General features: G+C 66.6%; 17 protein-coding genes. 15 read left to right on the forward strand and 2 right to left on the reverse strand.

Translation table 11 applies throughout. The annotated features are described in order from the left end of the window. Positions 1-27 precede the first annotated feature (27 nt). The 14 genes from ACXU4B_RS01975 (at position 28) to lpxK (ending at position 13,022) form a co-directional block, all read left to right on the forward strand. Positions 28-195, forward strand: a complete 168-nt coding sequence (locus ACXU4B_RS01975) for a DUF1674 domain-containing protein (RefSeq protein WP_131407275.1) — start codon at positions 28-30, stop codon at positions 193-195. Positions 196-279: 84 nt separating this feature from the next. After that, entirely contained in the window at positions 280-675 is a 396-nt protein-coding gene (sdhC, locus tag ACXU4B_RS01980) for a succinate dehydrogenase, cytochrome b556 subunit (protein ID WP_131407277.1), read from the forward strand. Beyond that, complete coding sequence (gene sdhD, locus ACXU4B_RS01985; protein WP_131407279.1) at positions 672-1,064, forward strand: succinate dehydrogenase, hydrophobic membrane anchor protein; 393 nt, start codon at positions 672-674, stop codon at positions 1,062-1,064. The genes sdhC and sdhD overlap by 4 nt, the downstream gene beginning before the upstream one ends. A gap of 4 nt (positions 1,065-1,068) precedes the next feature. Beyond that, positions 1,069-2,856, forward strand: coding sequence for a succinate dehydrogenase flavoprotein subunit (sdhA, locus tag ACXU4B_RS01990; RefSeq protein ID WP_131407281.1), 1,788 nt, complete (start codon positions 1,069-1,071; stop codon positions 2,854-2,856). Between the two features lie 93 nt (positions 2,857-2,949). Next, the gene (locus ACXU4B_RS01995) at positions 2,950-3,732 is read left to right on the forward strand and encodes a succinate dehydrogenase iron-sulfur subunit (protein ID WP_131407283.1); all 783 of its coding nucleotides are present in this window, start codon (positions 2,950-2,952) and stop codon (positions 3,730-3,732) included. Positions 3,733-3,889: 157 nt separating this feature from the next. Further along, positions 3,890-4,138 carry an FAD assembly factor SdhE gene (locus ACXU4B_RS02000; protein ID WP_131407285.1) on the forward strand — a complete coding sequence of 83 codons (249 nt, stop codon included), beginning with the start codon at positions 3,890-3,892 and terminating at the stop codon, positions 4,136-4,138. A gap of 28 nt (positions 4,139-4,166) precedes the next feature. After that, complete coding sequence (locus ACXU4B_RS02005; RefSeq protein ID WP_240733988.1) at positions 4,167-4,592, forward strand: hypothetical protein; 426 nt, start codon at positions 4,167-4,169, stop codon at positions 4,590-4,592. Positions 4,593-4,662: 70 nt separating this feature from the next. Further along, positions 4,663-5,910 carry a lipoprotein-releasing ABC transporter permease subunit gene (locus tag ACXU4B_RS02010; protein WP_131407289.1) on the forward strand — a complete coding sequence of 416 codons (1,248 nt, stop codon included), beginning with the start codon at positions 4,663-4,665 and terminating at the stop codon, positions 5,908-5,910. Positions 5,911-5,914: 4 nt separating this feature from the next. After that, on the forward strand, positions 5,915-6,613 hold the full coding sequence (gene lolD, locus ACXU4B_RS02015) for a lipoprotein-releasing ABC transporter ATP-binding protein LolD (RefSeq protein WP_131407291.1): 699 nt from the start codon (positions 5,915-5,917) through the stop codon (positions 6,611-6,613). A 102-nt stretch (positions 6,614-6,715) separates the two neighbouring features. Next, complete coding sequence (locus ACXU4B_RS02020; RefSeq protein WP_131407293.1) at positions 6,716-9,013, forward strand: DNA internalization-related competence protein ComEC/Rec2; 2,298 nt, start codon at positions 6,716-6,718, stop codon at positions 9,011-9,013. Between the two features lie 145 nt (positions 9,014-9,158). Further along, positions 9,159-9,824, forward strand: a complete 666-nt coding sequence (locus tag ACXU4B_RS02025; protein ID WP_205746492.1) for a MotA/TolQ/ExbB proton channel family protein — start codon at positions 9,159-9,161, stop codon at positions 9,822-9,824. Positions 9,825-9,827: 3 nt separating this feature from the next. After that, entirely contained in the window at positions 9,828-10,259 is a 432-nt protein-coding gene (locus ACXU4B_RS02030) for an ExbD/TolR family protein (RefSeq protein WP_131407297.1), read from the forward strand. Continuing rightward, positions 10,256-12,028 carry a lipid A export permease/ATP-binding protein MsbA gene (msbA, locus tag ACXU4B_RS02035; RefSeq protein ID WP_131407299.1) on the forward strand — a complete coding sequence of 591 codons (1,773 nt, stop codon included), beginning with the start codon at positions 10,256-10,258 and terminating at the stop codon, positions 12,026-12,028. Before ACXU4B_RS02030 ends, msbA begins: the two co-directional genes overlap by 4 nt. Positions 12,029-12,038: 10 nt before the next feature. Continuing rightward, on the forward strand, positions 12,039-13,022 hold the full coding sequence (gene lpxK, locus ACXU4B_RS02040) for a tetraacyldisaccharide 4'-kinase (protein ID WP_131407301.1): 984 nt from the start codon (positions 12,039-12,041) through the stop codon (positions 13,020-13,022). Between the two features lie 58 nt (positions 13,023-13,080). Here lpxK and ACXU4B_RS02045 read toward each other — a convergent pair whose 3' ends face one another. Continuing rightward, positions 13,081-13,554, reverse strand: a complete 474-nt coding sequence (locus ACXU4B_RS02045) for a glycine zipper 2TM domain-containing protein (RefSeq protein WP_131407303.1) — start codon at positions 13,552-13,554, stop codon at positions 13,081-13,083. A 157-nt stretch (positions 13,555-13,711) separates the two neighbouring features. Between ACXU4B_RS02045 and ACXU4B_RS02050 the strand changes: the two genes are divergently transcribed. Beyond that, positions 13,712-14,110, forward strand: a complete 399-nt coding sequence (locus ACXU4B_RS02050) for a DUF6165 family protein (RefSeq protein ID WP_131407305.1) — start codon at positions 13,712-13,714, stop codon at positions 14,108-14,110. A 74-nt stretch (positions 14,111-14,184) separates the two neighbouring features. Here ACXU4B_RS02050 and ACXU4B_RS02055 read toward each other — a convergent pair whose 3' ends face one another. Next, entirely contained in the window at positions 14,185-15,228 is a 1,044-nt protein-coding gene (locus ACXU4B_RS02055; protein WP_131407307.1) for a glycosyltransferase family 9 protein, read from the reverse strand. Positions 15,229-15,237: the final 9 nt, after the last annotated feature.

Consider the following 15,237-nt stretch of genomic DNA (forward strand, 5'->3'; position numbering starts at 1 on the left):
ATTACGCTTTCACGGCTTTCACATACCATGTCCGATACGTCCTCCCAACCAGAGTCCAAGCCGGCTTCCGTTCCTGCGGAGCAAGTGACCGTGCCTAAAGTTCCGGCAACGGAGAAGGCTTCGGTGGAGCGACCGGCGCCGGATCCCACTCGCTACGGCGATTGGGAAAAGAACGGACGCTGTATCGACTTCTGATCCGCTGCGCCGGCCATGCGTCGGCGCCGTGGGGTACAGGAAGGGCGGCAAAGGGCATCAGCGATTCCACCCAGGATAGCCGCCATGGCAGACACGCAACGACCGCTCTCCCCGCATCTGGACATATATAAGTGGCAAGTGCAGATGGCCACGTCCATCCTGCATCGCGCCACCGGCATCGCGCTGGCCGTCGGCACGCTGCTTGTCCTGTGGGGCGTGTTCTCCCTCGCCAGCGGCGAGGACAGCTACAACCAGTTCAAGACCTGCATCGGCAGCCCGATCGGACTGATCCTGCTGTTCGGCTGGAGCTGGGCACTGTTCTACCACCTGTGCAACGGCATCCGGCACCTGTTCCAGGACGGCGGCATGGGTTATGCCATTCCCCAGTTCGTGCGTTCCAGCTGGCTGTCGATCATCGTCAGCATCGTGCTTACCCTCGTGGTCTGGGCCTATGTGCTGACCTCCGGAGGTGCGGCATGAGCAGCGTCAAGGACCTTCGCAACCCGCTCAAGCGCGCCCGCGGCCTGGGGTCGGCGCAGTCGGGCGTCGGCCACTGGTGGACGCAGCGCGTCACCGCCGCGGCCCTGGTGTTCCTCGCCGTGTGGTTCGTGGTGACGGTACTGGGCGCCCTGCATGCCGACTACGCCACCGCGCGCGGCATCGTCGCAAGGCCGTGGAATGCCGTGCTGCTGGTGGCCTTCGTGCTGACCGTGTGCTGGCACGCGGTGCTTGGCCTGCAGATCGTGATCGAGGATTACGTGCATACCCGCTGGAAGGAGGTCGCCCTCCTGCTGCTGGTGAAGTTCATTGCCGTGTTGGGCACATTGGCGACGCTGATGGCCGTGCTGCGTGTGGCGCTGGGAGCCTGATTCGATGGAAAGCTACAAGATCCAACAACATAAGTACGACGTGATCGTGGTCGGCGCCGGTGGCGCGGGCCTGCGCGCCACCTTCGGCCTGGCCGAGAAGGGCCTCAAGGCCGCGTGCATCACCAAGGTGTTCCCGACCCGCTCGCACACCGTGGCGGCGCAGGGCGGCATTTCCGCCGCGCTGGGCAACATGGGCGAGGACGACTGGCGCTTCCATTTCTACGACACGATCAAGGGTTCGGACTGGCTCGGCGACCAGGACGCGATCGAGTACATGTGCCGCGAGGCGATTCCGGCCATCATCGAGCTGGAACACTACGGCGTGCCGTTCTCGCGTACCGAGGAAGGCAAGATCTACCAGCGTCCGTTCGGCGGCATGACCACCCACTACGGCCAGGGCACCGCCCAGCGCACCTGCGCCGCGGCCGACCGTACCGGCCACGCCATCCTGCATACGCTGTACCAGCAGGCGCTGGCGCATGACGCCACGTTCTTCATCGAGTACTTCGCCATCGACCTCATCTTCGACGAAGAAGGTGTGTGCCGCGGCGTGCTCGCGCTGGACATGAACGAAGGTACCCTGCATTTCTTCCGCGGCCATGCCGTGGTGCTGGCCACCGGCGGCTACGGCCGCGCGTACTTCAGCGCCACCTCGGCGCACACCTGCACCGGCGACGGTGGCGGCATGGTGCTGCGCGCGGGCCTCGCGCTGCAGGACATGGAGTTCGTGCAGTTCCACCCGACCGGCATCTACGGTTCGGGCTGCCTGATCACCGAAGGCGTACGTGGCGAGGGTGGTTTCCTCACCAACTCCAACGGCGAGCGCTTCATGGAACGCTATGCGCCGCACGCCAAGGACCTTGCCTCGCGTGACGTGGTCAGCCGCGCCATGACGATGGAGATCCGCGAAGGCCGCGGCGTCGGCGAGCACAAGGACCACATCCACATCAACCTGATGCACCTGGGCGCCGACGTGATCCACGAGCGCCTGCCGGGCATCGCCGAGTCGGCGCGCATCTTCGCCGGCGTGGACGTGACCAAGGAGCCGATCCCGGTCATTCCGACCGTGCACTACAACATGGGCGGCATCCCCACCAACTATCACGGCGAAGTGGTACAGAAGAAGGGTGACAACGTCGACGCGGTGGTGCCGGGCCTGTTCGCCATCGGCGAGGCGGCCTGTGTGTCGGTGCACGGCGCCAACCGCCTTGGCTCAAACTCACTGCTCGATCTGGTCGTGTTCGGCCGCGCAGTGGCGCACCGTTGCGCCGAGATCATCAAGCCGAACATAGCGCACAAGGACCTGCCGGCCAGCGTGCTGGACAAGGCGCTCGCCCGCTTCGATGGCTTGCGCCATGCCAAGGGTAGCCAGCCGACCGCGAAGATCCGCGCCGAAATGCAGCGAATCATGCAGTCCGACGCCGCCGTGTTCCGTACCGGCGAATCGCTGAAGGAAGGTTGCGAGAAGATCTCCAGGGTCCGTGACTCGTTCAGGGACGTGGGCGTCAGCGACCATTCGCTGGTGTGGAACTCCGACCTCATCGAGACGCTGGAGCTGGCCAACCTGCTCGACCAGGCGGTGGCGACCATGTACTCGGCCGAGCAGCGTCACGAGAGCCGTGGCGGGCATGCACGCGAGGACTTCCCGGACCGTGACGACGCGAACTGGCAGAAGCACACGCTGGTGGCGGTCGACGAGAACGGGAAGACCAACTTCGACTTCCGTCCGGTGCACATGTACACCATGACGAGCGACGTCGAAGTGGTGCCGCCGAAGAAGCGCGTTTACTGATCGCAAGCGGGGAATCCTGGCGGTTCCCCGATCGTTGTACCGGCGCTCGCAAGACGAGCTGTTACGGCAAGCACGAATTTAAGTGAGGCAAACGTGGCAGAGTTTTCGCTACCCAAGAATTCCAAGGTCCAGCCCGGCAAGCACTACCCGGCCAAGGACGCCAAGAAGCCGCGCACGTTCCGCGTCTATCGCTGGAGCCCGGACGACGGCCAGAACCCGCACATCGACACTTACGAAGTCGACCTGGCGGCGTGCGGTCCGATGGTTCTGGACGCCCTGCTGAAGATCAAGAACGAGATCGACTCGACGCTGACCCTGCGCCGTTCGTGCCGCGAAGGCATCTGCGGTTCATGCGCCATGAACATCGACGGCACCAACACGCTGGCCTGCACCAAGGCCATCGAGGATTGCGCCTCGGGCGACGTGAAGATCTATCCGCTGCCGCACATGCCGGTGGTGAAGGACCTGGTGCCCGACCTCACGCATTTCTACGCACAGTTCGCCTCGATCAAGCCGTGGCTGCGCACGCAGAGCCCGGCGCCGGCCGACAAGGAGCGCCTGCAGTCGCCGGAGGACCGCAAGAAGCTCGACGGTCTCTACGAGTGCATCCTGTGCGCCTGTTGCTCGACCAGCTGCCCGAGCTACTGGTGGAACGGCGACCGCTACCTCGGCCCTGCCATCCTGCTGCAGGCCTATCGCTGGATCGTCGACAGCCGTGACGAGGACACCGGTGCCCGCCTGGACGATCTGGAAGATCCGTTCAAGCTGTATCGCTGCCACACCATCATGAACTGCGCGCGTACCTGCCCGAAGGGCCTGAACCCGGCCAAGGCGATTGCGGAGATCAAGAAGCTGATCGTCGAGCGTCGGACCTGATGCTCTTGTTCCCTCTCCCCCTGGGGAGAGGGTAGGGTGAGGGGCGGGTACTTGCGAAAGAGCTTCCACTTGCCAAACTGAGGCAAGATTGGCCCCTCACCTCCATCCTCTCCCCTCCGGGGAGAGGAGGCAATCAGTAGGAGGCGCACCGCTTTTTATGGACGAAGCCCGCATCAAACGCCTGCGCTGGCGCACGCGCCGTGGTACGCGCGAGCTCGATGCCCTGTTCGGCGGCTGGCTGGATGAGCGCTTCGTCGATGCCGACGAGGCAAGGCGCCAGGCTTTCGATGAGCTGCTGGACGTGCAGGACCCGGACCTGTGGGACTGGGTGATGGGCCACGCAAGGGCGCCGAGGGCGGACTGGCAGGCGATCATCGATGACATCCGCTCCCGCCATCGGCTTTGAATGCCGACCGTCGCGCTGGCTCGCGCGCATGCTGCTGTTCGTCTCGCTGCTGGCGGTGCTGGCCGTGCTGTTGAGCGCGATCCCCTCGTGGCTGAAAGCCGCGCTGGTGGGAGCCACGGCATGGGCGACATGGCGCGCGATCGCAACTTCCACCCGCCCGAAGGTCAGGGCGGCGGGCTGGGCCCACGATGGCGGATGGAGTCTGCGCATGGCGACGGGCGAGGACCTGCCGGCGGTGCTGCGATCGTTCCGCGTCGCGGGTGAGGCCGCCGTCTGGCTGCATCTTCAGGTCGCCGGACGCAAGAACGTGTCGCTGCTGCTGGCACCGGACAACAGCGACGCGGACATCAGGCGGCGCCTGCGGATGCGCCTGGCGACCCTTGATTCCGGCGAGACCCTGCCGGCGTCTTCGGACCGGGGCACTCTTGCGCGGTCACGCGGTCCTACGGTTTGACCCGCTTATCAGGCCATAATCGGCAACCAGCGGGCGGCCCGCCCCTTCGAATCCCATAAGCGAACCGTCCATGTTCCGACCGCTCGAGCTTTTCATCGGCCTGCGTTACACGCGTGCCAAGCGTCGCAATCAGTTCATTTCCTTCATTTCCACCGTTTCCATCGTCTGCATCGCCATCAGCGTCACCGCACTGATCACGGTGATGTCGGTGATGAACGGCTTCGACGACGAGCTGCGTTCGCGCATTCTCGGCGCCATCTCCCACGCCACCGTCTCGGGCATGCCTGGCCAGAGCGTGCAGGACTGGCCGCGCGCGGTGAAGATCGCGCAGGCCAATCCGCACGTGAAGGGTGCGGCGCCTTATGTGGAGACCGAGGCCTTCCTGCAGGCCCGCCGGCCCAGTGGCGCCGTCGTTCGCGGCATCGAGCCCGCGCAGGAGCCCAAGGTCTCGGACCTCGGCCAGCACATGGTCGAAGGTCAGCTGAGTGACCTGACGCCAGGCAGCTGGAACGTCGTGCTGGGGCGCGAGCTGGCGATGACGCTGGGTGTGGCCGTGGGCGACAAAGTCATCATGGCGGTGCCGGCCTTTCATTCCTCGCCGATCACCGGCAGCGTGCCGAACCTGCGCGGTTTCAAGGTGGTTGGCGTGTTCGAGATGGGCATGCAGGAGTTCGACTCGGGCCTCGCCCTGGTCAACATGAGCGATGCCGCGCGCCTCAACGGCCTTGATGGGCCGACCGGCATACGCCTGCGCCTGGACGACATGTTCAATGCCCGCTCCGTCGCGCACGACCTGGCCGACCAGCTGGGACAGGTCTACCGCGTGGATACATGGATGGACAGCCACGCGAATTTCTTCTCCGCCATCTCGATGGAGAAGAAAGTCATGTTCATCATCCTCTCGCTGATCATCCTGGTCGCGGTGATCAACCTCATCTCGATGCTGATGATGCTGGTGACCGACAAGCAGGCCGACATCGCCATCCTGCGCACGCTGGGCTCCACACCGCGCAGCATCATGGGCATGTTCATGGTGCAGGGCGTGCTCGTCGGCTTCGTCGGCATCGGCTTTGGCGTGGGCCTGGGCTCGCTGCTGTCGTGGAAGCTGCCCGGCATCGTGAAATGGATCGAGCATGTCAGCGGCGTGACCTTCCTGTCGCCGGACGTCTATTACATCAGCGAGTTGCCCAGCAAGCTGCTGGCCAGCGACGTTGGCTGGGTGGCGCTGGTCACCTTCCTGTTCGCGCTGCTGGCGACCCTCTATCCCGCGTGGCGCGCATCGCGCACGCAGCCGGCGCAGGCGCTGCGCTATGAGTAAACCCATGAATGCCACCAACAACATCGTTCTTCGCGCCAGCCACATCGCCAAGACCTACGAGGAAGGCGACCTCAGGACGGACGTGCTGGCCGATGTCAGTTTCACGCTGAGGCGTGGCGAGACGCTGGCCATCGTGGGCGCGTCCGGTTCGGGCAAGAGCACCTTGCTGCACATCATCGGCGGCCTCGATACGCTCACGCGCGGCGAGGTGGAGGTGGAAGGGCAGAATCTCTCCAGCCTGTCCGACGCCGATCGTGGCCGGGTCCGCAACCGTTCGATGGGCTTCATCTATCAGTTCCACCACCTGCTGCCCGAGTTCACTGCGCTGGAAAACGTGTGCATGCCGTTGCTGATCCGCGGCACCGGCATCGCCGAGGCAGAGCGCCAGGCCACGGCCCTGCTCGGTCGCGTGGGCCTCGGCAGGCGCACGCATCACAAGCCCGGCGAGCTGTCCGGCGGTGAGCGCCAGCGCTGCGCGGTGGCCCGCGCCCTGGTGACGCGGCCGGCCGTGGTGCTGGGCGACGAGCCCACCGGCAATCTCGACGAGGGCAATGCCGCGCAGGTGTATGACCTGATGCTCGAACTCAATCGCGAGATCGGCACCAGCTTCATCCTGGTCACGCATGACAACCGCCTGGCCGCGCGCATGGATCGCACGCTCGAACTGCACAACGGCAGCCTGGTCGACAAGGTCCACGCCTGATCGCCGGCGCCGGCCCTGGCTGCCGGCGCCTACAGGTTTTTCGGCCGCGCCATCCCTGCGTAGACACTAACCTGCTGCTTTCGGGCGAGCAGGGGACGGAGGGTGCGCAGGGACGGGGCGCTGGTACCTGCCGTCATGCTGCTGCTTGGCGTACTGGTCGTGCAGTGGCTGCTGCGCCTGCCGCCCGCATGGGCCTGCGGCCTGCTGGCCGTCGCGGCGCTGGTGGTGTTTCGCCTGGGACGTTACGGCCGTGCCCTCGCATGGTGCCTCCTTGGTGTCGCCTGGGCCTGCTGGCGTGGCGGCACGGCCATGGACGCGCGCCTGCCGCGCGACCAGGAGGGGCAGGATGTCACGGTGGTCGGGCAGGTGGCCGACCTGCCCCTGGTGCGCAGCGACGCCACCGGCTTCCTGCTGCGCGTCGAGCACGCCTCGCTCGGCGGGACAGCGTTGCCATTGGCAGGAAGGGTGCGGGTCAACTGGTACCGCGGGGCAGCCGACGTTGCGCCATGCAGCCGCTGGCAATTCACCCTGCGGCTCAAGCGTCCGCGGGGACTGCTCAATCCCGGTGGCACCGACAGCGAGCGCAGCGCGCTTGAGCGCAACATCGTGGCGGTGGGCTATGTGCGCGACGATCCGGGCAACGTGCAGCTTGCCGGGGCGGGCTTTTGCATCAACGCCGTCCGCCATGCGATCAGCCACGGCATCGCCACCCGCGTGGACGATGCGCACGACGTCGCCTTGCTGCAGGCATTCTCGGTGGGCGACACGCGCGGGCTCAGCCAGCACGATTGGGAGGTGGCCCGGGCCAACGGCATTCCGCACCTGATCGCCATTTCGGGCTTCCACGTGGGTGTGGCCGGGCTGTTCGGCATCTGGCTGGTCCGGCTTGGCTACCTGTTGTTGCCGCGGCTGGGCCTGCGCCTGCCCAGGCCGCAGGCCCAGGCCATGGCGGCCATGCTGGCGGCCGGTGTCTACAGTGCGCTGGCGGGCTTTGGCCTGCCGACCGTGCGCAGCTTGCTGATGATCAGCGTGTTGGCCCTGGCGCGTTGTTCGCGCCGCCATCCGGACGGACCCCAGACCCTCGCGCTGGCGCTCATCGCGGTGTTGCTGGTCGATCCCTTGTCGGTGTTGGCGGCAGGATTCTGGCTGTCGTTCATCGGCGTGGCCTTCCTCATGATCTGCATGAACGGGCGCGGCAAGGGGCTGCGTGGCTTCCTGCACGAGTTATCGGCCGGACAGCTGGTCATGACGCTTTCGCTGTTGCCGCTCACCATGTGGTTCTTCGGCGAATCGTCGCTGGTGGGCGCGCTATCCAACCTGATCGCGGTGCCCTTCGTCAGCTTCGTCATCGTGCCCGTCACCCTGGTAGGCATGATCCTGCTGGGCCTGTGTCCCCCGCTGGCGCAGCCGGTGTTGTGGTGCGCTGCGTGGCTGGCCCATGCCCAATGGTGGTTGCTCGAATGGATGGCGACCTGGCCCGGCGCCCACTGGTATCTGCCCGAAGTCAGCTGGTGGGCGTTGCTGTTCGCCACGCTGGGCGCGCTGTGGGTTTTCGCGCCGCGTGGCCTGCCGCTGCGCTGGCTGGGGGCCCTGCTGTTCCTGCCGCTGTTGCGGCCCGGGCTGGACCTGCCCGCGGCGGGCGGATTCCAGCTGTGGATGCTGGACGTGGGGCAGGGTCTGTCGATGGTCGTGCGCACCCGGCAGCATGTGCTGGTGTACGACGCCGGCGCCCGCTACCCCTCGGACTTCGACCTGGGTGAGGCGGCGGTGCTGCCCTCACTGCACGCGCTCGGCATCGGGCACGTGGACCTGCTGGTCGCCAGCCATGCCGACAACGATCATGCGGGGGGCATTCCCGCCGTGGCCGCGGCATTTCCCGCGGCGGAGCGCGTGTCGGGCGAGCCTGAACGGCTGCCCATCGCGATGGGCGATTGTGTGCCGGGGAGCGCGTGGCAATGGGACGGCGTCACCCTGCGCGTGTTGCCCTCCGGCGCGGCGGGCGGACCCGCGAATGACCGTTCCTGCGTCCTGCTGGTGGAGGGGAGCGGCGGCCGGGCGCTGCTGACGGGCGACATCACCGCCGCGGTCGAGCCGAAGGTGGCCGCGGCGATTCCAGCGGGACCGCCGCTGGTGCTGGCGGTCCCGCATCATGGCAGCCGGACCTCGTCCAGCGCCGCCTTCCTGCAGGCCGTCTCGCCCGTGCAGGCCCTGGTGTCGGCTGGTTGGCGCAATCGCTTCCACCACCCGAACGCTGCCGTCATGCAGCGCTACGAGGCAGCCGGCGTGCCCTGGTTGAATACGGCGACCGCCGGCGCGGTCCAGATCAACGCTCCCCCGGACCGGGCACCCTATGTGGCCGCGACCTGGCGCCGGCGGCAGTCTCGCTACTGGCGCGAATGAGTTTCGGCGGGTCCGGCCCGATGAACGGGCGGCGCCGTCGCGGGCATGCGCGAGGCATTTCACAACTGCCACCGGTGCCGCGGAACGGCCGGACGAGACTGTTATGATGCGCCCTTCCTAACCAATCGAGTGGCGCGGAGTCGTTGTGCTGGAAATCCTGATGGCTGGTGGCTGGGCGATGTTGCCCATCCTGATTTGTTCTGCGGTCGCCCTGGCGATCGTGCTGGAGCGTTGCTGGACCTTGCGTCGCCGCTCGGTGCTGCCGCCCGGGCTGGGCGATGAAGTGCGCAACTGGGCCCGTTCCGGCCAGCTCGACGCCAATCACCTCTCCGCGCTTGCCCACGGTTCGCCGCTGGGCGAGCTGCTGGCTTCGGCGCTGGCGGTGCGCAACCGTCCGCGCGAGCTGATCAAGGAGCGCATCGAGGACACCGGTCGCCACGTCGTGCACCGCATGGAGCGTTACCTCAATACGCTCGGCACCGTCGCACTGATCGGCCCACTGCTCGGCCTGCTGGGCACGGTCATCGGCCTGATCCGCATGTTCATGGACGTCATGAAGGGCGGCGTGGGCGATCCGATGAAGATGGCCGGCGGCATCGGCGAGGCACTGATCTGCACCGCCACCGGCCTGGTGGTGGCGATCCCGGCTTACGTGCTGCACCGCTACTTCCGCTCCAAGGTGGCCGGTTACTGCGTCGACATGGAAAGGGAAGCCACCAGCCTGCTGGACGAGCTGACCTTCAGCCAGCCGACTGCGCCGCAGCGGCCGCGCGTCACCGGCCGTGCCGCCACCGAGTCGAGCGCGAGCTGACGCATGCGTATCGGTAATGATCGTCGGCACGACGATTTCGAGATCAACGTGATCTCCCTGATCGACGTGCTGCTCACCTTGCTGATGTTCTTCGTGCTCACCACCACCTTCATCCAGCATTCGCGGATGCAGGTGACGCTGCCCAAGGCCAGCGCCGAGGAGCGCGACATGCAGGCGCCCGCGCTCACCGTGGTGGTGGACCGCGACGGGCACTACTACGTGGGCAGCGATGAAGTCCTCGGTGAAGGCGTCGAGCCGCTCAAGCAGGCCATCGCCAATGCAGCCGGCGACGATCGCGAGCGCCAGGTAACCATCCGCGCCGATGCGATGACCTCGCACCAGAACGTGGTGGTGGCCATGGACGCCCTGGGCCAGCTTGGCTTTACCCGCCTTTCCATCGCCACGACGCCGGCCCAGGCGGACAAGGGCCAATGAGCGGCAACAAGGTCGCGATCTGGGACGCACACACGCGCCAGATCTACCGGCGCCTGCTGGGGTACACCGCGCGTTTCTGGATCGTAGGCGTGATCGCCATCGTCGGCATGATCATCGATGGCGGCGGCCTGGCGGTGTTCACCAAGCTGCTGGTGCCGATGATCGACAAGCTGTTCGCGGAGAAGGACCAGGTCCTGATCTTCTGGATGCCGATCTGGATCATCCTGATCTTCCTCGTGCGCGGCATCGGCACCTTCCTGAGCAGCTACGGGGTCTCCTACGTCGGCCGCAACGTCGTGCAGTCGCTCCAGCGCGACGTGTTCGCCTCCTACCTGCGCCTGCCCGCGACCTTTTTCGGTGAAGAGCACTCCGGTCACCAGGTGTCGCGCATCACCTATACCAGCGAGCAGGTCGCATCGGCCTCCACCGATGCGGTTAAGGTCGTGGTGACCGAGGGCATCACCGTGCTCGGCATGCTGTACGTCATGGTCAGCACCAGCGCCTACCTGACCATGGTGCTGTTCATCATGGTGCCGCTGATCATGCTGATCGCCTCGGTGGTCAGCCGTCGCTATCGCTCCATCAGCCGACGTATCCAGGGCATGATGGGTTCGGTGACGGGCGCCGTGGAAGAATCGGTCGAGGCCAACCGCGAAATTCGCATTTACGGCGGCCAGCAGTCCGCCGCGTCGCGTTTCGACGATGTCACCAATCGCACGCGTCGCCTCAACCTGAAGGTCGCCGCGACCAATGCATCGTCCAGTTCAGCGATCCAGACGGTGGCAGCGCTCGCGCTGGCCGTGATGGTGTTCCTGGCGACCCGGCCGGGCGAGATCGACAAGATTTCCGCCGGTGTGTTCATCGCCGTGCTGACGGCGATGGGCGGCATGATGCCGTCGCTCAAGCGCCTGGCCAACATCCAGTCGAACATCCAGAGCGGCATTTCCGCGGCCGAGAACCTGTTCGAGATCATCGACCTGCCGCCCGAAGTCGACACCGGCACGCGGGTGCTCGAGCGGGCCAGGGGCGACATCCGCTTCGAGGACGTGCGGCTGGTCTATTCGCGCAACGCTTTCGAAGCATTGCGCGGTGTCGACCTGTATTGCGCCCCGGGCACGGTCACCGCGCTGGTGGGGCGTTCGGGCAGCGGCAAGAGCAGCCTGGTCAGCTTGTTGCCGCGCTTCAACGCGCCGAGCGGTGGTCGCATCCTGCTGGACGGCGCCGACTATGAAACGTTCACCCTGCCATCGTTGCGCCGGCAGATTGCCTGGGTCGGACAGAGCGTGGTGCTGTTCGACGGCACCGTGGCCGAGAACATCGCCTATGGCGAGCTGGCCGGCGCCAGCGAGGCCGACATCGTGGCCGCCGCGGAAGCCGCGAACGCGATGGAGTTCATCCAGCGCATGCCGCAGGGCATCCACAGCCCGATCGGGCAGGGCGGCAACCTGCTGTCCGGCGGGCAGCGCCAGCGCCTGGCGATTGCCCGCGCAATCCTGAAGAATGCGCCGATCCTGGTGCTGGACGAGGCGACCAGTGCGCTGGATACCGAATCGGAGCGGCTGATCCAGCAGGCACTGCAGCACCTGATGCGCGATCGCACCACGCTGGTGATCGCGCATCGCCTGTCCACCATCGAGCACGCCGACCAGATCGCCGTGATGGAGCAGGGGCGCATCGTGGAACGTGGCACGCACGACGAACTACTGGCCTTCGATGGCCACTACGCGGCGCTGCATCGCATGCAGTTCCATGGCCAGAGTGGCGACTGAGGAGTCGGGCATGGCGCTGGCCGAACGACTCGAATCGGCCTGGTATGGCATCGGACGGGTGCCCTGGTGGACGCATCCGCTGGCGGCGCTTTACGGCGCGGCGATCCGCCTGCGGCGCGGCCTGTATCGAGTGGGCGTGCTGCGCCGCGTGCGGCTGCCCGTGCCCGTCGTGGTCATCGGCAATCTCAGCGTGGGCGGCACGGGCAAGACGCCGGTGACCATTGCCGTGGCAGACGCCTTGCGCCGCCGCGGCCACACACCGGGCGTGGTGAGCCGGGGCTATGGCGGCAAGCAGAAGGAGCCGCTGTTGCTGGGCGCCGCGCCGGATCCGGCGATGGTCGGCGACGAACCGTGCCTGATCCGCGCCAGCGGCGTGGCCGTGGCGGTGGGGCGTGATCGTCCGGCGGCGGCCCGCCTGCTGGTCGCGGCCGGCTGCGACGTGGTGATCGCCGATGACGGCCTGCAGCATTACGCGCTGGCGCGGGACGTGGAGATTTGCGTGATCGACGGCGTGCGCCGGTTCGGCAACGGTCGCCTGCTGCCTGCGGGCCCGCTGCGGGAGCCGATGTCGCGCTTGCAGCAGGTGGATTTCCGCATCTGCAACGGCGGTGTGGTTGCGCCCGGCGACGTGCCCATGCAGTTGCAGGGTGGCCTGGCGCGGGCCCTGGTCGACGACCACACGCGGCCGCTGTTCGAATTCGCGGGACAGACGGTGCATGCGGTGGCGGCCATCGGTCACCCCCAGCGTTTCTTTGCCAGCCTGCGGGCACTGGGCATGGGCGTGATCGAGCATGCGTTTCCCGACCATCACGCCTTCGTGGCGGGCGACCTCGCGTTTGCGGACGGCAAGCCGGTGCTGATGACCGAGAAAGACGCGGTGAAATGCCGTCCTTTCGCCCAGGCGCACTGGTGGGCCGTGCCGGTGCGCGCGATGTTGCCGCCTGCGTTTCATGACGATCTGGCGGCCCGGCTGGCAGCCCCTCGCGCCGGTTGATCGCCCATGAAAAAGCCGGCCCGCGAGGGCCGGCTCGTTCGCGGCGACGCCTACCCGATTACTGGATGCGGGTGATGTTGCCGTTCGGATCGATCTGCACCAGGTCGCCCACGCGAATCGCGCTGGCGTCCGCCACCTGGACATTGCTGGACGCGCCATTGCCCATGCGGATGCGCAGCGAGAAGCTCTGCTTGCCGGCGCCGCTGTTCGCGCCGATGCGGTTGCCCGCGTAGCCGCCGCCGACGGCACCGGCCACGGTGGCGAGGGTGTTGCCCTTGCCCTTGCCGACCTGGTTGCCCAGCACGCCGCCGGCGATGCCGCCGATGATGGTGCCGGCCATGCTGTGGTCACTGCCCTGGGTGATGTTCTGGTCGATCGATTCCACCGTGCCGCACTGGTCGCAGCGGATGAAGATGCCATCGTTGCGGACCAGCACGTTGCCGTTGCTGCGGGCCTGCTCGGCGTTGGCGCCAAACGAAGCGACGGCCAGCAGGGCGGCCAGGGGCAACACGATAAAACGGGGGGGTAGCATGAACTCTCTCCTCGGGGTCGGGTGTGGCGTCAGTTGGCATCAGTCTAATGAGGCAGACTGAACCATCGGACAAGACACCGATTATCATGTACGAATTACTGGCGGGATGTCGTGATAAATCCATCACGGCGCGTCAGCCGAGCCCTTTGGAGTTTCCATGAGCCTTATCCAAGTCCCGGTTTCCTATGGCGAGCTGATCGACAAGATCACCATCCTGGAGATCAAGTCCAAGCAGATCGCCGACCCCGCCAAGCTGGCCAATGTGCGGACCGAGCTGGACCTGCTCAATGCCACCTGGGCCGCCCATCCGGCCTCGCATACCGATATCGCGGACGAGCGCGGACGCCTGCTGGCCGTCAATGAGGCGCTGTGGGATATCGAGGACCGCATCCGCCTGAAGGAAAAGGCGCAGGCCTTCGACGCGGAGTTCATCGAGCTGGCCCGCGCGGTCTATTTCCGCAACGACGAGCGTGCGGCCGTCAAGCGCGAGATCAATCTCAAGCTGGGCTCGCAGCTGGTGGAAGAGAAGTCGTACCAGGATTACCGCGCGCCCTGAGCGGCGCCGTGCAGGTCATCCCGGCGAAGGCCGGGATGAGCTGGTGGCGGACACCGGTTGCCCGGCTGGATCGCTCAGGCCAGTTGCAGGAAGGCCGCGCAGGCCTCGAAGCGGTCGATCACCTCGTCCACGCCGATCAGGTCCATCACGCCGGGCTTTTCGATCTTGCTGCCCCAGGCAATCTCGCTGGCTGGCTTGCCGAAGTATTTGCGCGAGGCTTCGTCGTATTTGTCGACGCACCAGCGACGGTCCGAGTAGGGGCCGGAACGGTCGGGGTTGCTGGCCGCGTGCAGGCCGAGCACCTTGCAGCCCACGGTATTGCCCATGTGCATGGGGCCCGAGTCGGGCGTCAGCAGCATGGGGGCGCGTGCCAGCATGGCCATCAGCTGCTTGAGCGTGTCCTTGCCGGTTAGGTCGAGCGGCGCCCGCCGGCACGCGCCCAGCACGGCATCGGCCATGGTGCGTTCGAGCGGTGACGGACCGCCCACCAGCACGACGCGCCAGCCGCGGGCGCTGGCATGGTCCATCACCGCTGCGTAGCGTTCGGGACGCCAGTTGCGCAGCACGTGGCTGGAGGTGGGGCTGACCAGCAGGGTGGGCTGGTCGCCCGGCAGTTGTCCTGCGGCCCAGGCATGGGCCTCGTCGGGAATCGGGATATCCCAGCGCACCTGGGTCTGCCGCAGTCCCAGCGGTTCGCAGAAACTGCCGAGGGCGTCGAGGACGTGCTCGCCCGTGCGTGCCGGGATGCGCTCATTGATCACCAGGCCGTGGCCGTCCTTCGCGCGCGCGTGGTCATAGCCGATGCGCTGGCGTGCCTTGACGAACAGGCTCAGCATGTTGGAGCGCAGCGCCACCTGCATCTGCAGCAGGGCATCGAAGCGTTGGCCGCGCAAGGCCGCGCCCACCGCGCGCATGCCGGCGAAACCGGCGCCCTTGTCGAAGGTGAGGAATTTCACTCCCGGCAGGTCGCCAACCAGGCGGCGTTCCAGCTTTCCCACGATCCAGGTCAGCTCGGTCCCTGGCCAGGCTTCCTGCAGGGTACGCACCAGCGGCACCACGTGGGTGACGTCGCCGATGGCGGAAGTGCGCAGCAGGCAGATCGAGGAAGGCTGGGACATTGGGCTAGA

The sequence above is a fragment of the Dyella soli genome (assembly GCF_054482295.1).